This is a genomic window from Nafulsella turpanensis ZLM-10, assembly GCF_000346615.1.
GTDB classification, from domain to species: domain Bacteria; phylum Bacteroidota; class Bacteroidia; order Cytophagales; family Cyclobacteriaceae; genus Nafulsella; species Nafulsella turpanensis.
Map to the genome: position 1 here is coordinate 101,745 of NZ_ANNU01000002.1, position 14,024 is coordinate 115,768.

The following is a 14,024-nucleotide window of genomic DNA, read 5'->3' on the forward strand; positions in this document are numbered from 1 at the left end:
AAATCTACTTGCCATTTATGCTAATTAAGTATGCTTTTTACTGCTCCTGCTACAGGGTTGCAGGAGCTTTTTCTTGTATAAATTCTAGAAATGTTCTAAACATCAATGGGCGCAAACATCATCGATCTTCTCAATATATTTTTACTCGTATTTTCTTTACTTATCGCCATACTTTTACCATTTGAGACCTTCCTTTTTGCTTATGCCATTTTGGGCCCCTTACATTATTTAACTGAGATTAATTGGTTAAATAACCGAAGCTATTTTGCCAAAGGAAAAAACCAAGTCTGGATTCTCATTTTATTAACTTTCCTTATTTCTATCCCTACCCTTACGTATGGCCTGTTTGTTTTGGAAGATAATAGTCTGGTTCATCGAATGGTGAAGCCTCTGCAACAGATATCCAGTGAGCTGATTCTCATTTCCTTCATCACCTCCATCGGATTAGTCTATCTGCATAAACGGACACAGCTAATCCCCCTTTTATTATTTGCTCTGGGGCTTACCTATTTTATACGGTCCTTACCCTTCTATTCAGTTCTTATTGGCGTTTTTCTGCCCACCCTTGTTCATGTTTATCTTTTCACTTTAGCGTTCATGCTCCATGGTGTTCTAAAGAGAAAAAATATCATGGGAATTCTTTCTTTTACCCTTGCCTTATTTTGCCCGCTTATCATCTTCCTCTTACCAGCGGAATGGAGTGTAGGCATGACAGATGAGACGGTGGTATCGAAATACCTGGAAAGCAATTTAAAACATCTAAGTATAACTATCGCCGGGCTTTTTACAAATAAGGAGACAAGTCCGGAAAAGCTGATGGTATCAAAAGTTGGCATTCAAATACAGACTTTTATCGCCTTTGCCTATTTATATCATTATTTAAACTGGTTTTCAAAGATATCCATTATCGGATGGCTTAAAAGTACCTCAGGAAAAAATTAACTCTGATAGGAATCGCCTGGCTGTTTTCCATGTCTTTCTACTACTACGATTACAAGCTCGCTTTTACTGTTCTTTTCTTTATGAGCCTTTTACATGTAGTCTTAGAATTTCCATTAAATGTAGTTTGTATCAGGGAGATTTTTTCATCCACTCAAAGGCTGTTGGTTAACAGGGGCAGGAAAAAGCAGGAAGTGAGTTATAATGAAGTGAGTTATAATGTAAAAAGAAAAACAGGTGCATAATAGGCCAGACTAAGCCTCATACTTCCTTGCTCCCTTTCTCAGAAAGAGTCAATATGGGAATAAAGAGAATCAGCAGAAAAGGTAGCTGGAGCAGGTTCTTTAGCTGCTGCGCAACTCCATACCCCAACTCATAGCTTTTTAGCAGCAGGCTCAGGCCTACCAACCCCCCACAGAGCATACTCAGGAATGCATAGGCTGCAATGACCAGCCAGAAATACGCTTTCTTTCCGAACCACAGCCCTACAATCAAAGCGGAGAAGAGCATCATGCTGCTGTTCAGCAAAAGAGTGGTGAACCAGCGTGGGTCACGGACAAACTGCTGTAGCAGTCCCTCCATATTCATCGGATAGCTTTGCAGGTTGGGCGCCGAACGGCCAATGAGAAAGGGGGCCTCGGAAAGGAAGAAGTTAAGAATGTAGCGCTCCCGGAACCAGCCGATCAGCACGATGCACAGGGCACTCATCAGGATTACCGACCAGCTAAAGGGGCCCCTCCCTTTCTTGATGGTGAGGCCGCTTTCAAACATGTGCATTTTTTGTTCCGGGGCTCTTCTTCTGCGGTACCGGCTGCATATTGACCCACTTCATCCACATCAGAAAAATAGCTGCATAAATAAGGATGGTAAATATATATTTATGACTGATATCCAGCCAGTTAGGGTAATGAAGCTGAATGAGGCATAAAAGCACTATCCGTGCAATATTCATGGCATAGATCAGGAGCAGGCCACCCCCGATAAAGGCAAGCTTCTTTCCCCATTGCTTTCCGAACAGCAGGATAAAGCCGGCAAACATGGCATACAGTACCAGGCCGTTACAGGAGTGGGCAATGTAGAGCAGCGGATTTCCCGCTACCACCATGGCTTCGCCATAAGAGGTGAGCTGGTTTACGATGGGAATGTCCATCCAGGAAAACACTACACTGCTGTGGGCTGCGGCCAGGGAAGTGAGCCAGTTATCTACCGTACCCTCCCCTTTCAGCCAGAGCTCATAGCCAAAAATCCACAAAAGTAGAAGTCCAAGGGCTTTGACTACGAAAAGGATAAGTTTCTTATTTTGCATGCTTTCCTCTACTGAAGACTTTACAGTTTAGTTCCTCCCGGACGATAATTCATAAAGAAGAATTCTTCCTGACCTTAAAATATCCGTTTGTTAAACATACGCAATCTTCATAAGATTCCAAAAAGCTCCAGGTACTGCTGTTTTAAGTCCTTCTCCTCCAGGTAAGCAACCGCATAAGCATGCGCACCCTGGTGCCAGTGTTGAAATTCCGGGTCGGGCATATCGGTCAGCTCCTTCAGCTTTTCAATCCAGGGCTTCTGTTGGAGAGGCAGGTCCCAGCCAGCTCTTACCTGCTCCAGCTCCTTCCAGGGCGTCTGGTTACTTATGAGCACCGGCACCCCTGCTCCCAGGGCTTCAAATATGGCATGGCCGAAGTTTTCTCCCAGCGTAGGCAACACAAAGCAATCGTACTGCTGTAGCAGATCCGTAACCTCCTCCGGCGGGATGGCCCCTTTATAATTAACCTGAATATGGGACGGCAGCTGGTTGATTGCCCCCTGCAGCAGCTGCCAGTAATCCTCCTCCTTTATCGGACCGTAGATGTCATAGGAAAGCTCTAAGCCGGCAGGCACTTCTTTCAGGCACTTCAGTAGGAAGAGCAGGTTTTTGGTGCGGGCAATGAGAGAGACCGAAACCAGCCGGAGGCTTCCTGCTGCTTTTGTATGCTGCCCTGGGGAGGAAGGAACAAGAGGCACATTCCCCAGCAGGCTAAGCGGGCCCTTTTTCCCAGAGAACAGCTGGATGTCGGCCTGCTCCTGCGGGTCTGTGGCCTGCCAGTGGAGGCCTTTATGTAAGCCCAAGGCTTTAAACACTCTTAAATAGAGCTTCTTTTTAGGGGCTTTAAGAGAAAGGGCAGAAGGCTTAAGCATCCCCCGCGGCGCTAGCACAATCTTCGGCTGCCATGACGAGTCCTTCAGGCGAAGGAAACGCAAAGCCAGTAAAGGGTACAATACCGCATAGGGGGTAAACAAACCATTGATGTACACGACCTCCGGCCGAATCCTCCTCAGTTGCTGATACACACACTTTACACTCAGTCCTTTCAGGGAACCATAAAACACCTCTACATTTTTACTGAAGGGGACCCACTGGTCCTTTTCCACGGTTAAGGGAGCACCTCCTAAATCCACTGCCGAGGTGTAGACGTACATCCGGCAGGATTCAGATAATAGGGCGGTCAGGTTCTGCAGGGAGCGGATAGGCCCCCCTGCTTTATAAGCAGGGCTAAAGTAGTCGTAGAAAATAAGGATGCTTTTCAAAGTTCTTTTTTCATAATAAGTTCAGCCATTAGATTCTTAACTCCACAACTCTTTTTAAATCAATTTTCCATGGCTTTAGACCCTTGGAAAGTTCTCCCACACCTTAGGGCTACAGCTCTACCTCATTCTGTTCAAGCCAATGACTGAGCACGACCAGCGGCCAGATGCGGGAATAGGAAACATTCGGATCTCCTTGTTTGAACTGCTGCCACAGCCTGGCAATGCCTTCTTCCTTAAACACCCCTCCGGTAGCGAGCTGTTGGAGCTGATGGTCGGCTAAATCGTGCAGCTCCCCTTTCAGCCAGTGGGCCCAGGGAAACTCAAAGCCCATTTTCGGGCGGTTCACAATATTATCCGGCAGCAGATGCGGGAGGCTGTCGATGAGCAGCTTCTTTTTCGTGTGCGGGTATTTTATTTTATCCGGCACCGCCAGTACATATTCTACCAGGCGGTAGTCCAGGAAAGGTACCCTCAGCTCGAGGGCATGGGCCATGCTCATCTGGTCGGAATCGCGCAGCAGCACGTTTTGCATGTAGGAGCCAATCTCAGCACGGGAGGTGGCCGAAAGGATATCATTATTCACACCCTCCGCTTCCAGTGAGGCAGTAAGGGCATCGGCGGGTAGCTGTGCCCCTGCCAGCAGCTGTTGCACCTGCTCTTCCAGGAATACCCGGCGGGTACAGGCAAAGTTACTGCCAAATGAAAAGGCAGGTGCTGCCAGGGCAGCACGTATTTTGCCCGCAGCAATGCCGGGTTTCATCTTATAGAGAGTTTCCCCTGCCAGCTTCCGTACACCGACAGGCAGCTTCCATAAGCCCTTCAGCCTTTCCAGGCGCTGCATCCGCCGGAAGACTGCATAGCCGGCAAAGAGCTCATCGCCCCCCAGGCCGGTCAGGGCCATGCTGATGCCCACTTCTTTCGTGGCCTTCGATACCACATAGGTATTCGGGCCATCACCGCTGGGGTGATCCATTGCCTGCAGGGCTGCAGGAAGCAACCCCAGGAAATCAGCCGGGCTCAACTTTATCTCTTTATGTTCTGTTTTAAACTTCTCTGCAATCTGCCGGGCATAGCGTGCCTCACTGAACTGCTCCTCGGCAAAAGAGATATTAAAGGTATGTACAGGGCGGGAGCTTACTTCCGCCATGATGCCCACCACAAGGCTGGAGTCAATCCCGCCGGAAAGGAAAGCACCGAAAGGCACATCGGCCACCAGGCGGCACTCAACCGCCTCATACATCCGCTTCCTTATTTCCTGGTGAATCTCAGCAGCAGGTGTACCGTTCAGCTGGTACTGCTGTGCTTCTGCCTTCCACCAGCGGTGGATACTCCACTCCGGTTTTCCTGCCGTCAACCCAATGCGCAGGAAAGTGCCCGGCATCAGCATCTTTACCCCTTCTACGATGGTATCCGGGGCATGCACGGTCTGGTAGCGCAGGTAATCGACCAGGGCTCTCCGTTCGGCCTTTTTTGGCACCAGGCCAGATTGTAGAAGGGGCCGCAGCTCCGAACTAAAAGAAAGCAGGCCCTGCCCGGAGTAGAAATACAAGGGCTTAATGCCCAGACGGTCGCGGGCAATGAAAACAGTTTTGGTTTCCCGGTCGTAGAGGGCAAAGGCAAACATGCCGTTCATATGCTCCAGACAACCTTCCCCCCACTTTGCATAAGCGGCCAAGATCACCTCCGTATCCGTTCCGGTGCGGTAGGGGTAATCCAGCTGTTTTTTCAGCTCCCGGTAATTATAGATCTCCCCATTAAAAACCAGCACATAGCGTCCATCGTGACTGAGCATCGGCTGGTGGCCGGCACTGCTGAGGTCGATAATGGAAAGGCGCCGATGCCCCAAGGCGATACACTCCTCCACAAAAAAGCCGGCATCATCCGGCCCCCGGTGCTGAAGGGTATTGTTCATTTTATCGATCCGCTCCCGGGCCTGGCCAGCTTCCTGAAGGCCCAGGATCCCATTTATTCCGCACATATTTTTAGTCTTGAGTCGTGAGTCTTGAGTCGTGAGACATCTTAAAGTACCTCATTCAATTATAATTCATGAGGTCACATTCTTCTTGTAGCTTTTAGTAAGGTCGATAGTAAACTGGCTTAAACATCGCTACTTATTTTCCCAGAACAGCCTCTTTTGTCATCCCCGCAGGGGATCTTTCTTTCTCTACTCCGAGGAATAAATAAAATCACTTCCTTCCCCGCTCTACCACTTCCATCAAGGTTTGGCTCCATTGTGTGGGGCTGATGGTTTTGGACAGTTGGTGGGAATGCACTCCCATCCTTTCCAGCGCTTCACCTTCACCTTCCATCACCTTCCGCATGGCGGCTTTAAGGGAATCTTTATCAGCCGGTTCGAAAAAAAAGCCATTCTTCCCTTCTTCCAGGAATTGGCTTGCTGCACCTACTGCACGGCTGCAAAGCAGGGGAAAGCCTGCTGCGGCCATTTCGTGCACCACCACCCCCCAGGGCTCAAAGTGGGAGGCTAAAACAAACACACTGCTCTCCAGCAGGTAGGGTGCAATCTCCTGCGGCTGCACAAAACCAATATGTTGAATGCCTGGATATTCTCTTCGGTTCTCCCATTCCGCCCCTGTTCCCAGGCAGCAAAGCTCCCAATCAGTTTCTAACTCCTTCTGCAGCTCTTCAAAAGCCGCCCACAGCTCGAATATCCCTTTATGCCTGATGTAACGCCCCACGTACAGGAAGCGCTTCAATTGTTTTCCCTTCTTTTTCTTCTGCTGGTAAATAGAATCAAACCAGCGGGTATCTGCGGAGTAAAAACCTTTCAGGATGCTGGAGGAATCAAACCCAAGCTTCCTCGCATACAACTCCTGCGGTTTCCCGGGCACCCACAGATAATCGAAGTAACGGCGGATAGTAAAAGGGCTGACCAGGCGTGCCAAATGCTGCTTCGCGCTTCCCAACCAGTGATTGTCCATGCTACCAATGACAGGAATTTTTCCTTTGAAATTTTTACAAACAGAAACATAACCTTTATCCATCCATCCACTGCTAATGATGGCAGCAGGTTGCAAAGCTTCTACCAGTTCAAACATGCCTTCCTGATCCAATTTCTGCCGCTCGTACACCTTTACCCTTTCCGGAAACTGAAAGACAAAGGGAGCCTCGGCTTTCAGCGGCCAGCGCACAATATGCACTTCCACCTCATAATCCTTTACCAGCTGATGTACGCTGGCCATGAAATAATCTGCTAACTCTGTATAAAGGAAAAGAATCTTCATTTATTCCTCCGTTTTTTGGAGATGCAAAGATACTTCTTTTTGAGTAGGCGGAAAATATTTTCCCTGCAGAAGCAATGTCAGTGTGATATAGAAAATGATAGACCAGGAATTTAAAGAGGCAGTAAGCCATGATTCAAAAAAAGCCAGAAAGCCCGCACTTACCAGTAAGGGGAAAGCAAAATGAGTTTTAAACATTGCTTTAAAAAAATAACCAATAAGAGGGACAAAGAAAAGAAGCATCCCAATTAAACCGATATTCATCCAAAAAGTAAGGTAAGAATTATGAATATTCCCCTGATGCTGAACTAAATCCGGTATTACTTCATAATATTTACCCATCCATCTTACCTCCTCTGCATAAGCAAATCCTTCACCTGCCCAAAACCCCTTTTGCTGAATCTCAAGCCAGGCAGCTTCCCATACATAAATTCTTCCTGAAGCCATATCCAGCGTATCTAAACGAAAGAATTCGGCATAGCCAAGATCTGCTACCAGAGCTTCGAGATTATTCAACAACCAAAAGCCAAATACCCCCAGTACAACCACAAAAAGGATACCTGTTATATTTGATATTCTGCACAGGGGAACCAACATAATGAAGAGCAACAGGGAAACCATTGAATTCCTTGAGCCAGAAAGAAGTAAAACCAGTGAAATCAGTACAATCCCTGTCCAGTGATCCTTCCTGGAAAATGAAGATGGTCTGAAGTTAAAAATAACAATTGCCAGCATTCCGAAAAGGGCTGCATAAATACCAATACCGTTTGGGTTTCGGAATATTCCGTTAAGCCGTCCCATCATGGCAGCACCAAACCTGGGCAACACGAAATATAATACAATACTAACCCCCAGAATAAAATATCCGGAATAAACCAGATAACGGAACAGCTTTTCCTCATCTTTTTCCCGTAAGTACTGTACAAATGAAGGCACAACGATAAGAAGCAGTAAATAGGATAAAGCCTTCTGAAAAGAGACAAATAGTATGGGATAATTTATAAAACTGCTTAGAATGGAATAAATAGCAAAAGGAATAAAGGCATAAAAAAAAGGATTAATTCTTACTGGTGTTTTACCCGAAAAAAGAACAAAAACAAGTAAAAACAATATCACAGGCCTTAATGGAGAAGAAAACCCCAGATAAGGAACGGCGCTATCTGCAAAAATAAGGATTATCCAGAACCCGATAAAGAGTTCAAAATACTTTCGGTCCCTGAACCAGGAAAAAAAAGAAAGCATTACTACCAGCACTGCGACAGCAACAGAAGCAATTCCACTCAAAATCCAGATGACAGGATTCTTTATCAGCTGATGGTTTAAAAGAAATTTCAAATAAAACAATATTTTTGCAAATACATGAGTCCGTTAACAATAAAAAAGTGGGGTTATTGGATAATGGTCACCAAAAAACCTCGAAACAAGATGCTTTTTAATACAAATATAAGCCTATAATTGTATTATTTTTAAAGATTATGCACCTAATTAAGAATTTCTGTCTCCCCTTTTTACAAGAAAATTATGGTGTTTTTGCTTGAATCCAGACAAAACAAAAATTCTTAGCACAAACAATCTGATTCATAAAAAAAGTTAGTAGTTTAGTGGGGGTTTTCCCGTGGTAGTTCCGTTTATTGCTGTTTAAAAACTTAATTTTGTGAATTGAAAGAAGTAATTTCGGTAAGATTTCTAAATTTTATAGTTGAATTATCATAGCCCTGATACTAAAAATATTCCCGCCTTTCTTAAGAGTGTTTTCTAGACAAAAAATAAAATATTCTGCTTTAATATTCCTAGCGATTCTTTTTTCGGGGGAGATAATCCTTCGCTATTGCTTTGGTTTTGGTGATGCAGTCCTGATGCAGTCCGACCCTGACTTTGAGTATATAGCTCAACCAAAACAAAAAAGACTCCGATTAAGAAACAATGTTCTTTACAACGAATTTGGAATGCGTAATGAGGCGCTAAAAGATAGTTGTGTAAAGATTTTAGGTTTTGGAGACTCAGTAATTAACGGGGGGACCTTAACAAACCAAGACGACCTTGCAACCCGTAAGTTATCAGAAAGTTTAAGTGAATCATTAGATACATGTGTACAGGTGCTAAATATTTCTGCGGGAAGCTGGGGACCTGATAATGCAGCTGCTTATTTAAAGAAGTATGGCAATTTTAATGCAAGTCTTATATTTTTAGTGGCAAATTCCCATGATGCCCACGACAATATGACTTTTGATCCAGTTGTAGGTGTTTATCCGGACTTCCCTGACAGGCAATATGCTTTTGCCTTGCATGAACTTTTGGACCGCTATATCTTTCCTTATTTTTTCAAAGCCCGATATAATCAGAACGTTTCTTCAGGAATCAACAAAAACGGAAAAGGTTTTAACCAGGGTTTTAAAATGCTGTCAGAGCATGCAAAAAGAGAGAATATCCCGTTCATTATTTACCTACATCCGGAAATTTCCGAACTAACGAAAGGAAAATATAATGATCAGGGTCAGGAAATCATTCGTTTTGCTGAAAAGAACAATATCAGGATTATTAAAGCACTTGATTACCAGCTCCAGGAGAATGAATACAGAGATCAGATTCACATAAATGAGGCTGGCCAGGAGCATCTGTCCGAAACTATTGAGCCTGTTATTTTAGATTTAATTCAAAATAAGGTTACTTCAGCCAATTGAACAAATTAAGAAGCAGATCCATTCTGAAGTATCATATTATGATTATTAATAATTAACTGAACAGCTTGAATCTCCGGCAAAACAGGCGTTGTTATTTTAAACACCTGAAGTAGGCATCAATAATTGAAGGGAGCTTTTGATCAGAATGGCCCTTACTCTTCAGGTAGAAAAGCAATGTTTTGACACTAAATAAAGAGGCTAAAACAAAGGCCGAAAGCCAGCTACTGTGCTTCCTTAAAAACTTCACCTGATTTTTTCTAACATGTATATATCGCCAGTCAATGGAATATGCACTTGTTTTTTCAGCACCAAAATGCACTATACTCAGCCCCGGCCAATAAACTCTTCTGTAGCCCTGCAGATATATTTTGTAACACAAATCCTGTTCCTCTCCATACATAAAATACGAAGGATCAAAGCCTCCGGCAGAACGAAAAACAGCTGCCCTTACAACAAAGCAAACTCCATTCACACATTCAACATCCTTTATTGCAGGCTTTTCCTCGATATATGAAAGATTTGAATATGCCTTTTTGAAATTTAAAGCTGTTTTAATTGAAACAAAGGGTAAAATAGTATTTTGAAGTTGCTTTTTATCTTCTTTAAGCACAGCCGGGCCTACAATGCCAATGGATTTATCCTGGTCCAGTAACATAACCAAATCCTGCAAATATCCTGAATTAATAACTTCAGCATCAGTGTTAATTACATGTAAATAGTCTGCCCTATACTTATCAACTGCATATTCGAAACCAAAATTTACACCTCCGCCAAAGCCCACATTGTTCTTATTTTTAATAATTTCACAGGTGAAACCACCGTCCTGAGAAACAATAAAATCACTTAATCTTTTAAAGGCTCTTTCCTCTGAACAATTATCCACCACCACTACCCGATGATTTGTACAAGTAAGACTCCTTAAAGAAGTAAGCAAATTTATACAATCTTCAGGCGAATTGAAATGAACCACTATACTCACCACTTGTGGCTGATTTTTCATTTTTTAAGATAGTTAAAGAAGCTTTCCCCTTTAAAAAATAAGCCTACCCTTTTTATTCTGTAATAAGCAGCCTCCCTGCCTTTTAACACTCCGGGAAGCACAGATACTAAAAGGCCTGCTGCAAAAACAGTTCTGTAAAGAAGATATTTCCGACTGCTTGAATACTTCCTGAAGTAAGAGGACATTCCGGAATAATTATCCAGATCAAGATACACTTTAAGCTTTGGATTTGCCAAATGTGTTCCTCCTTTAGACTGGTAGTGAATTACTTTCGCGTCTGTTACCTGTTTTATTCTGAAACCTGAATTAATAATTTGCTTACAAAGCTCAACATCAGAACCATATATACAATATGCTTCATTCAGTGTTCTGCGATCATTTCTGAACAATATGGCGGCTCCGGCCGGCTGTTCCACATACTGATCCTGTGAAAAATCCACATCAAGACACAGGTACTTCCTGAAACTTTTAAAATACTTCTGGAAGCGTACCGGAACAAAATGTTCTACAGCAAGACCTGACACAGTCGGAAAGGTTCTGGTATAATTCTGGAATGAACCATCAGGATAAACCAGCGTAGGAGCCACCGCCCCTAAACTTTCATCATTCAAAATGTGGGACAGCAACTTTCCAAGTGTATCAGGCAATAAACTGGCATCGGGATTCAGCAGCATAATAAACTTTCCCTTTGCTGCTTTTATTCCGATGTTACACCCTTTCGTAAAACCATGGTTTACCTTTTCTTCAAAGAAAGTAATCTTCCCTTCAAAAGCTTTAATTTCATCTGTTGTTCCGTCTTTTGATGCATTATCAATGACAATGGTTTCCGTATCAGGGATATTAACACAGGATGCTATGCATTGCTTTATTACATCCCGGCAGTTGTAGCTTACTATTACAACAGAAACCAGCTGCCGATTCTTTTCTTTCCCTCTATTCATTCCAAACCTGTTCGAGTCTGCTGGTTGTTTTATTTTCGGAACTGTAAAAACCAGCTACACACCTTTTTACAAATAATTTTAATGCCACCGGCAGAAACTGCAGGCCATAACCGGAAACAGTTTCGTACAACTTCCTGGTAAAACCCTCTTTTTGATTAGCCAGTAACTTATACTGAAAGAAAGCTCTCTTAGCCGCCATATGAAGCTTTCGGTCCTCAGGATAGATTTTTTCAAGGGCAGGAATATTCTTTTCCAGAACCCTTACCATGGTCGCATTCATTTTGGTCTGATTTGATGTCATGCTCCCTTTTCTTAACCGTACCTCTGATAGTATACTATCCTGATGATAAAACCTGCTGCCTGCCACACTCAGCCTTAACCATAAGTCCCAGTCTTCCAGTTCTCTTAATAATTCATCAAAGAGGCCTGCTCTGATAACTGCATCTTTACGAACCATTATACTGTTTACATGAATAAAATTGCCATAAAGCAGGTTCTGCAGTATGTGTCCGGCATAATTCGGGAAGGCGGTCTCTATTTTACAGCCTGGTTCTCCATCTTTGAAGAAGGCCGATGAAGAATAAACTGCATCATATGACAGATTACAATCTAAAAACCTAGCCTGCATTGATAATTTAGCCGGTAGTACAATATCATCTGAATCTAAAAACACCAGGTAGTTGCCGGAAGCTGCTTTAATACCTGTATTACGAGCACCTGCCAGTCCTTTGTTCTGCTGATAAATACACCTGAAGTTTTCCAGATGAATATAATTCGCTACAACTTCAGGTGTATTATCTTTGGAGCCATCGTCAACTACTATAACTTCAAAGCTATCATAATCTGATTGTAAAATACTGTCTATCGCTTCTTGCAAAAAGATGGCAGTGTTATAATTTGGTATGATAACAGATACTTTCAATTATTTAAACTCTAAAATAAATCTTCAATCAGCTGAATAGTCCTTCTGGCTGTTTCTTTCCAGTTATATTTAGAAATGATAGCATTTCTGGCTGCTTTTCCAATTTGCTCTCTTTCCTCTGCATTATTCTTCAGAAACAAAATTTGTTCAATTATTTCATTAACAGAATTGCTGGTTAAAAATCCATTCTTTCCATCTTCAATAACTTCAGCGATCTGTCCCATATTTGTTCCAATGATCGGTAGTTCCATAGCCATAAAATCATACATTTTAAGGGGGGAATTGTAGAAACCAATAGGACTCCAGTTGAACCTGTTGTACAGGCACAAAGCTACATCAGCAAAATTTAAGAAATCCGGTAGTTTTAGGTAATTTATCTCACCTAAAGATATTAAATTAGGTAGTACTACCTGATTATAAATGGAAACATTTGAAATATACAGAAACACTACATCTCTATCTATACCCTTCATTTTAGCGGCTACTTCTCCAATTAAGGAAGTTCCCTGCCATTTAAAAGCAGCATTTCCCGCCCATACTACTACAAATTTTCCTGCTGTCATTCCAGCCAGCGGATTGTTTTCATCTTTCACTTTAGGCTTAAACAGTTCAGGATCTGAACCATTTGGTATGTAGTGAGAATTCTGAACCTTAAAACGCTCTTTCATATCTTTTTGAAGAGCTTCGCTAACAGAAATACTTAAGTCACATAATTTTGCAAGTGATTTTCTTTTGTTATTTTGGGTTTTTACCCATTTTTTTACGGATAATGGGATCCTAGACGGATCATAATTAGCCAAAGCTTCTTCGCTAGGAGAATTTACCTCCCAAACAATTTTTTTTTTACCTAATGATAATAATTTAATTAAAGTAAACCAGTCATTCTTTAACCAAGGGTTTAGGCGTATGTAGATAACATCCGAATTATTATAAAAATTAACAATACCGCTAGGGCTTTTTGGGAAATCCCTCGTCAGTTCATTTTTGCCAACTCCAATGGTATTTACCTGATATCCAAGCTTTTTAAAATTCGTTACTAACTGATAACCATGTACAGACGCACTGGAGGTAAGGGGATAAAATTTTGTATATATTAAACCTATGTTCATTGAATCTTTTTTTATGAATGGTTATCCTCTTCCCATTTTCCTTTTTCATAGTAAACCCATTTTCCATTCCTTTTTGTAAAGAAACGATTATCTAATTTATCTTTAAGAATAATTCTGGTAGGTGCTGCAACCGCAACAGAATTATCCGGCATATCTTCATAAACTATGCAGTTAGCACCAATTCTGCAATTGTTACCAATTTTAACACTTCCAATAATTTTAGCACCTGCACCTATATAACAACTATCTCCTATAACAGGTGCACCAAAAGTTTTTGAGCCCTGTATAGTATTGGAAACAATAGTAACATGTTGAAAGATTACACAATTTTTACCGACTACACTACCCCCTGAGATAAATATACCATACAAGTCGTGAGGAAAAAAAGGGATTTCTTCAAATGAAGCATCCACACTTATCCAGCTACCGTACGACTTTAGCTTTTTATCATATGCAGTTTGGAAACAATTTTTAAGAAACCTGTTATTTTTAAATTTAAACACAGCATTTCTTACTTGCCAGATATTATAGACAGATGAAATAATACCTGCAGTCAACTGGACGAAAAGCTTCATATTTTCTAAAATTTCTAACTTTCTGACCTACACTATAATATTCAGCAAACGGA

The 14,024-nt window shown here is 42.4% G+C and carries 13 protein-coding genes; 2 read left to right on the forward strand and 11 right to left on the reverse strand.

What is annotated here, in order from left to right; all coding sequences use genetic code 11:
- Window positions 1–105: 105 nt before the first annotated feature.
- On the forward strand, window positions 106–942 hold the full coding sequence (locus F752_RS0100610) for a hypothetical protein (protein WP_017729782.1): 837 nt from the start codon (window positions 106–108) through the stop codon (window positions 940–942).
- A 258-nt stretch (window positions 943–1,200) separates the two neighbouring features.
- Here F752_RS0100610 and F752_RS0100620 read toward each other — a convergent pair whose 3' ends face one another.
- From F752_RS0100620 to F752_RS0100645, 6 genes are all read right to left on the reverse strand, one after another.
- A complete protein-coding gene (locus F752_RS0100620; protein ID WP_017729784.1) occupies window positions 1,201–1,710 on the reverse strand; it encodes a hypothetical protein in 510 nt (169 codons plus the stop codon).
- Window positions 1,703–2,245 (reverse strand): exosortase X, encoded by a 543-nt coding sequence (gene xrtX / locus F752_RS25100; protein WP_017729785.1) that lies wholly within the window; start codon window positions 2,243–2,245, stop codon window positions 1,703–1,705. The genes F752_RS0100620 and xrtX overlap by 8 nt, the downstream gene beginning before the upstream one ends.
- Before the next feature lie 107 nt (window positions 2,246–2,352).
- The gene (locus F752_RS0100630) at window positions 2,353–3,504 is read right to left on the reverse strand and encodes a glycosyltransferase (RefSeq protein ID WP_017729786.1); all 1,152 of its coding nucleotides are present in this window, start codon (window positions 3,502–3,504) and stop codon (window positions 2,353–2,355) included.
- Window positions 3,505–3,613: 109 nt separating this feature from the next.
- Window positions 3,614–5,482 carry an asparagine synthase (glutamine-hydrolyzing) gene (asnB, locus tag F752_RS0100635; protein WP_017729787.1) on the reverse strand — a complete coding sequence of 623 codons (1,869 nt, stop codon included), beginning with the start codon at window positions 5,480–5,482 and terminating at the stop codon, window positions 3,614–3,616.
- A gap of 208 nt (window positions 5,483–5,690) precedes the next feature.
- Window positions 5,691–6,746 (reverse strand): glycosyltransferase family 4 protein, encoded by a 1,056-nt coding sequence (locus F752_RS0100640; RefSeq protein WP_017729788.1) that lies wholly within the window; start codon window positions 6,744–6,746, stop codon window positions 5,691–5,693.
- Window positions 6,747–7,679 (reverse strand): O-antigen ligase family protein, encoded by a 933-nt coding sequence (locus F752_RS0100645; protein WP_160164064.1) that lies wholly within the window; start codon window positions 7,677–7,679, stop codon window positions 6,747–6,749.
- Window positions 7,680–8,491: 812 nt separating this feature from the next.
- On the opposite strand from F752_RS0100645, the gene F752_RS0100650 reads away from it, so the two are divergent.
- A complete protein-coding gene (locus F752_RS0100650) occupies window positions 8,492–9,424 on the forward strand; it encodes a hypothetical protein (protein ID WP_026135419.1) in 933 nt (310 codons plus the stop codon).
- Between the two features lie 91 nt (window positions 9,425–9,515).
- Here F752_RS0100650 and F752_RS0100655 read toward each other — a convergent pair whose 3' ends face one another.
- From F752_RS0100655 to F752_RS23255, 5 genes are read right to left on the reverse strand one after another with little or no spacing between them, the layout of a single operon-like run.
- Window positions 9,516–10,424 (reverse strand): glycosyltransferase, encoded by a 909-nt coding sequence (locus tag F752_RS0100655; RefSeq protein WP_081604484.1) that lies wholly within the window; start codon window positions 10,422–10,424, stop codon window positions 9,516–9,518.
- Window positions 10,421–11,365 carry a glycosyltransferase gene (locus tag F752_RS0100660; protein WP_017729792.1) on the reverse strand — a complete coding sequence of 315 codons (945 nt, stop codon included), beginning with the start codon at window positions 11,363–11,365 and terminating at the stop codon, window positions 10,421–10,423. Before F752_RS0100660 ends, F752_RS0100655 begins: the two co-directional genes overlap by 4 nt.
- Window positions 11,358–12,287: a glycosyltransferase family 2 protein gene (locus F752_RS25105; RefSeq protein WP_017729793.1), complete on the reverse strand. Its 930-nt coding sequence runs from the start codon at window positions 12,285–12,287 to the stop codon at window positions 11,358–11,360. Before F752_RS25105 ends, F752_RS0100660 begins: the two co-directional genes overlap by 8 nt.
- A gap of 11 nt (window positions 12,288–12,298) precedes the next feature.
- Complete coding sequence (locus F752_RS0100670; protein ID WP_017729794.1) at window positions 12,299–13,396, reverse strand: glycosyltransferase; 1,098 nt, start codon at window positions 13,394–13,396, stop codon at window positions 12,299–12,301.
- A gap of 11 nt (window positions 13,397–13,407) precedes the next feature.
- A complete protein-coding gene (locus F752_RS23255; protein WP_017729795.1) occupies window positions 13,408–13,971 on the reverse strand; it encodes a serine acetyltransferase in 564 nt (187 codons plus the stop codon).
- Window positions 13,972–14,024 lie beyond the last annotated feature (53 nt).

Coding starts and splice junctions, on each gene's coding strand:
- F752_RS0100610 (WP_017729782.1), top strand. CDS start 106: ATGGGCGCAAACATCATCGATCTTCTCAATATATTTTTACTCGTATTT.
- F752_RS0100620 (WP_017729784.1), bottom strand. CDS start 1,710: ATGTTTGAAAGCGGCCTCACCATCAAGAAAGGGAGGGGCCCCTTTAGC.
- xrtX (WP_017729785.1), bottom strand. CDS start 2,245: ATGCAAAATAAGAAACTTATCCTTTTCGTAGTCAAAGCCCTTGGACTT.
- asnB (WP_017729787.1), bottom strand. CDS start 5,482: ATGTGCGGAATAAATGGGATCCTGGGCCTTCAGGAAGCTGGCCAGGCC.
- F752_RS0100640 (WP_017729788.1), bottom strand. CDS start 6,746: ATGAAGATTCTTTTCCTTTATACAGAGTTAGCAGATTATTTCATGGCC.
- F752_RS0100655 (WP_081604484.1), bottom strand. CDS start 10,424: ATGAAAAATCAGCCACAAGTGGTGAGTATAGTGGTTCATTTCAATTCG.
- F752_RS0100660 (WP_017729792.1), bottom strand. CDS start 11,365: ATGAATAGAGGGAAAGAAAAGAATCGGCAGCTGGTTTCTGTTGTAATA.
- F752_RS0100670 (WP_017729794.1), bottom strand. CDS start 13,396: ATGAACATAGGTTTAATATATACAAAATTTTATCCCCTTACCTCCAGT.
- F752_RS23255 (WP_017729795.1), bottom strand. CDS start 13,971: ATGAAGCTTTTCGTCCAGTTGACTGCAGGTATTATTTCATCTGTCTAT.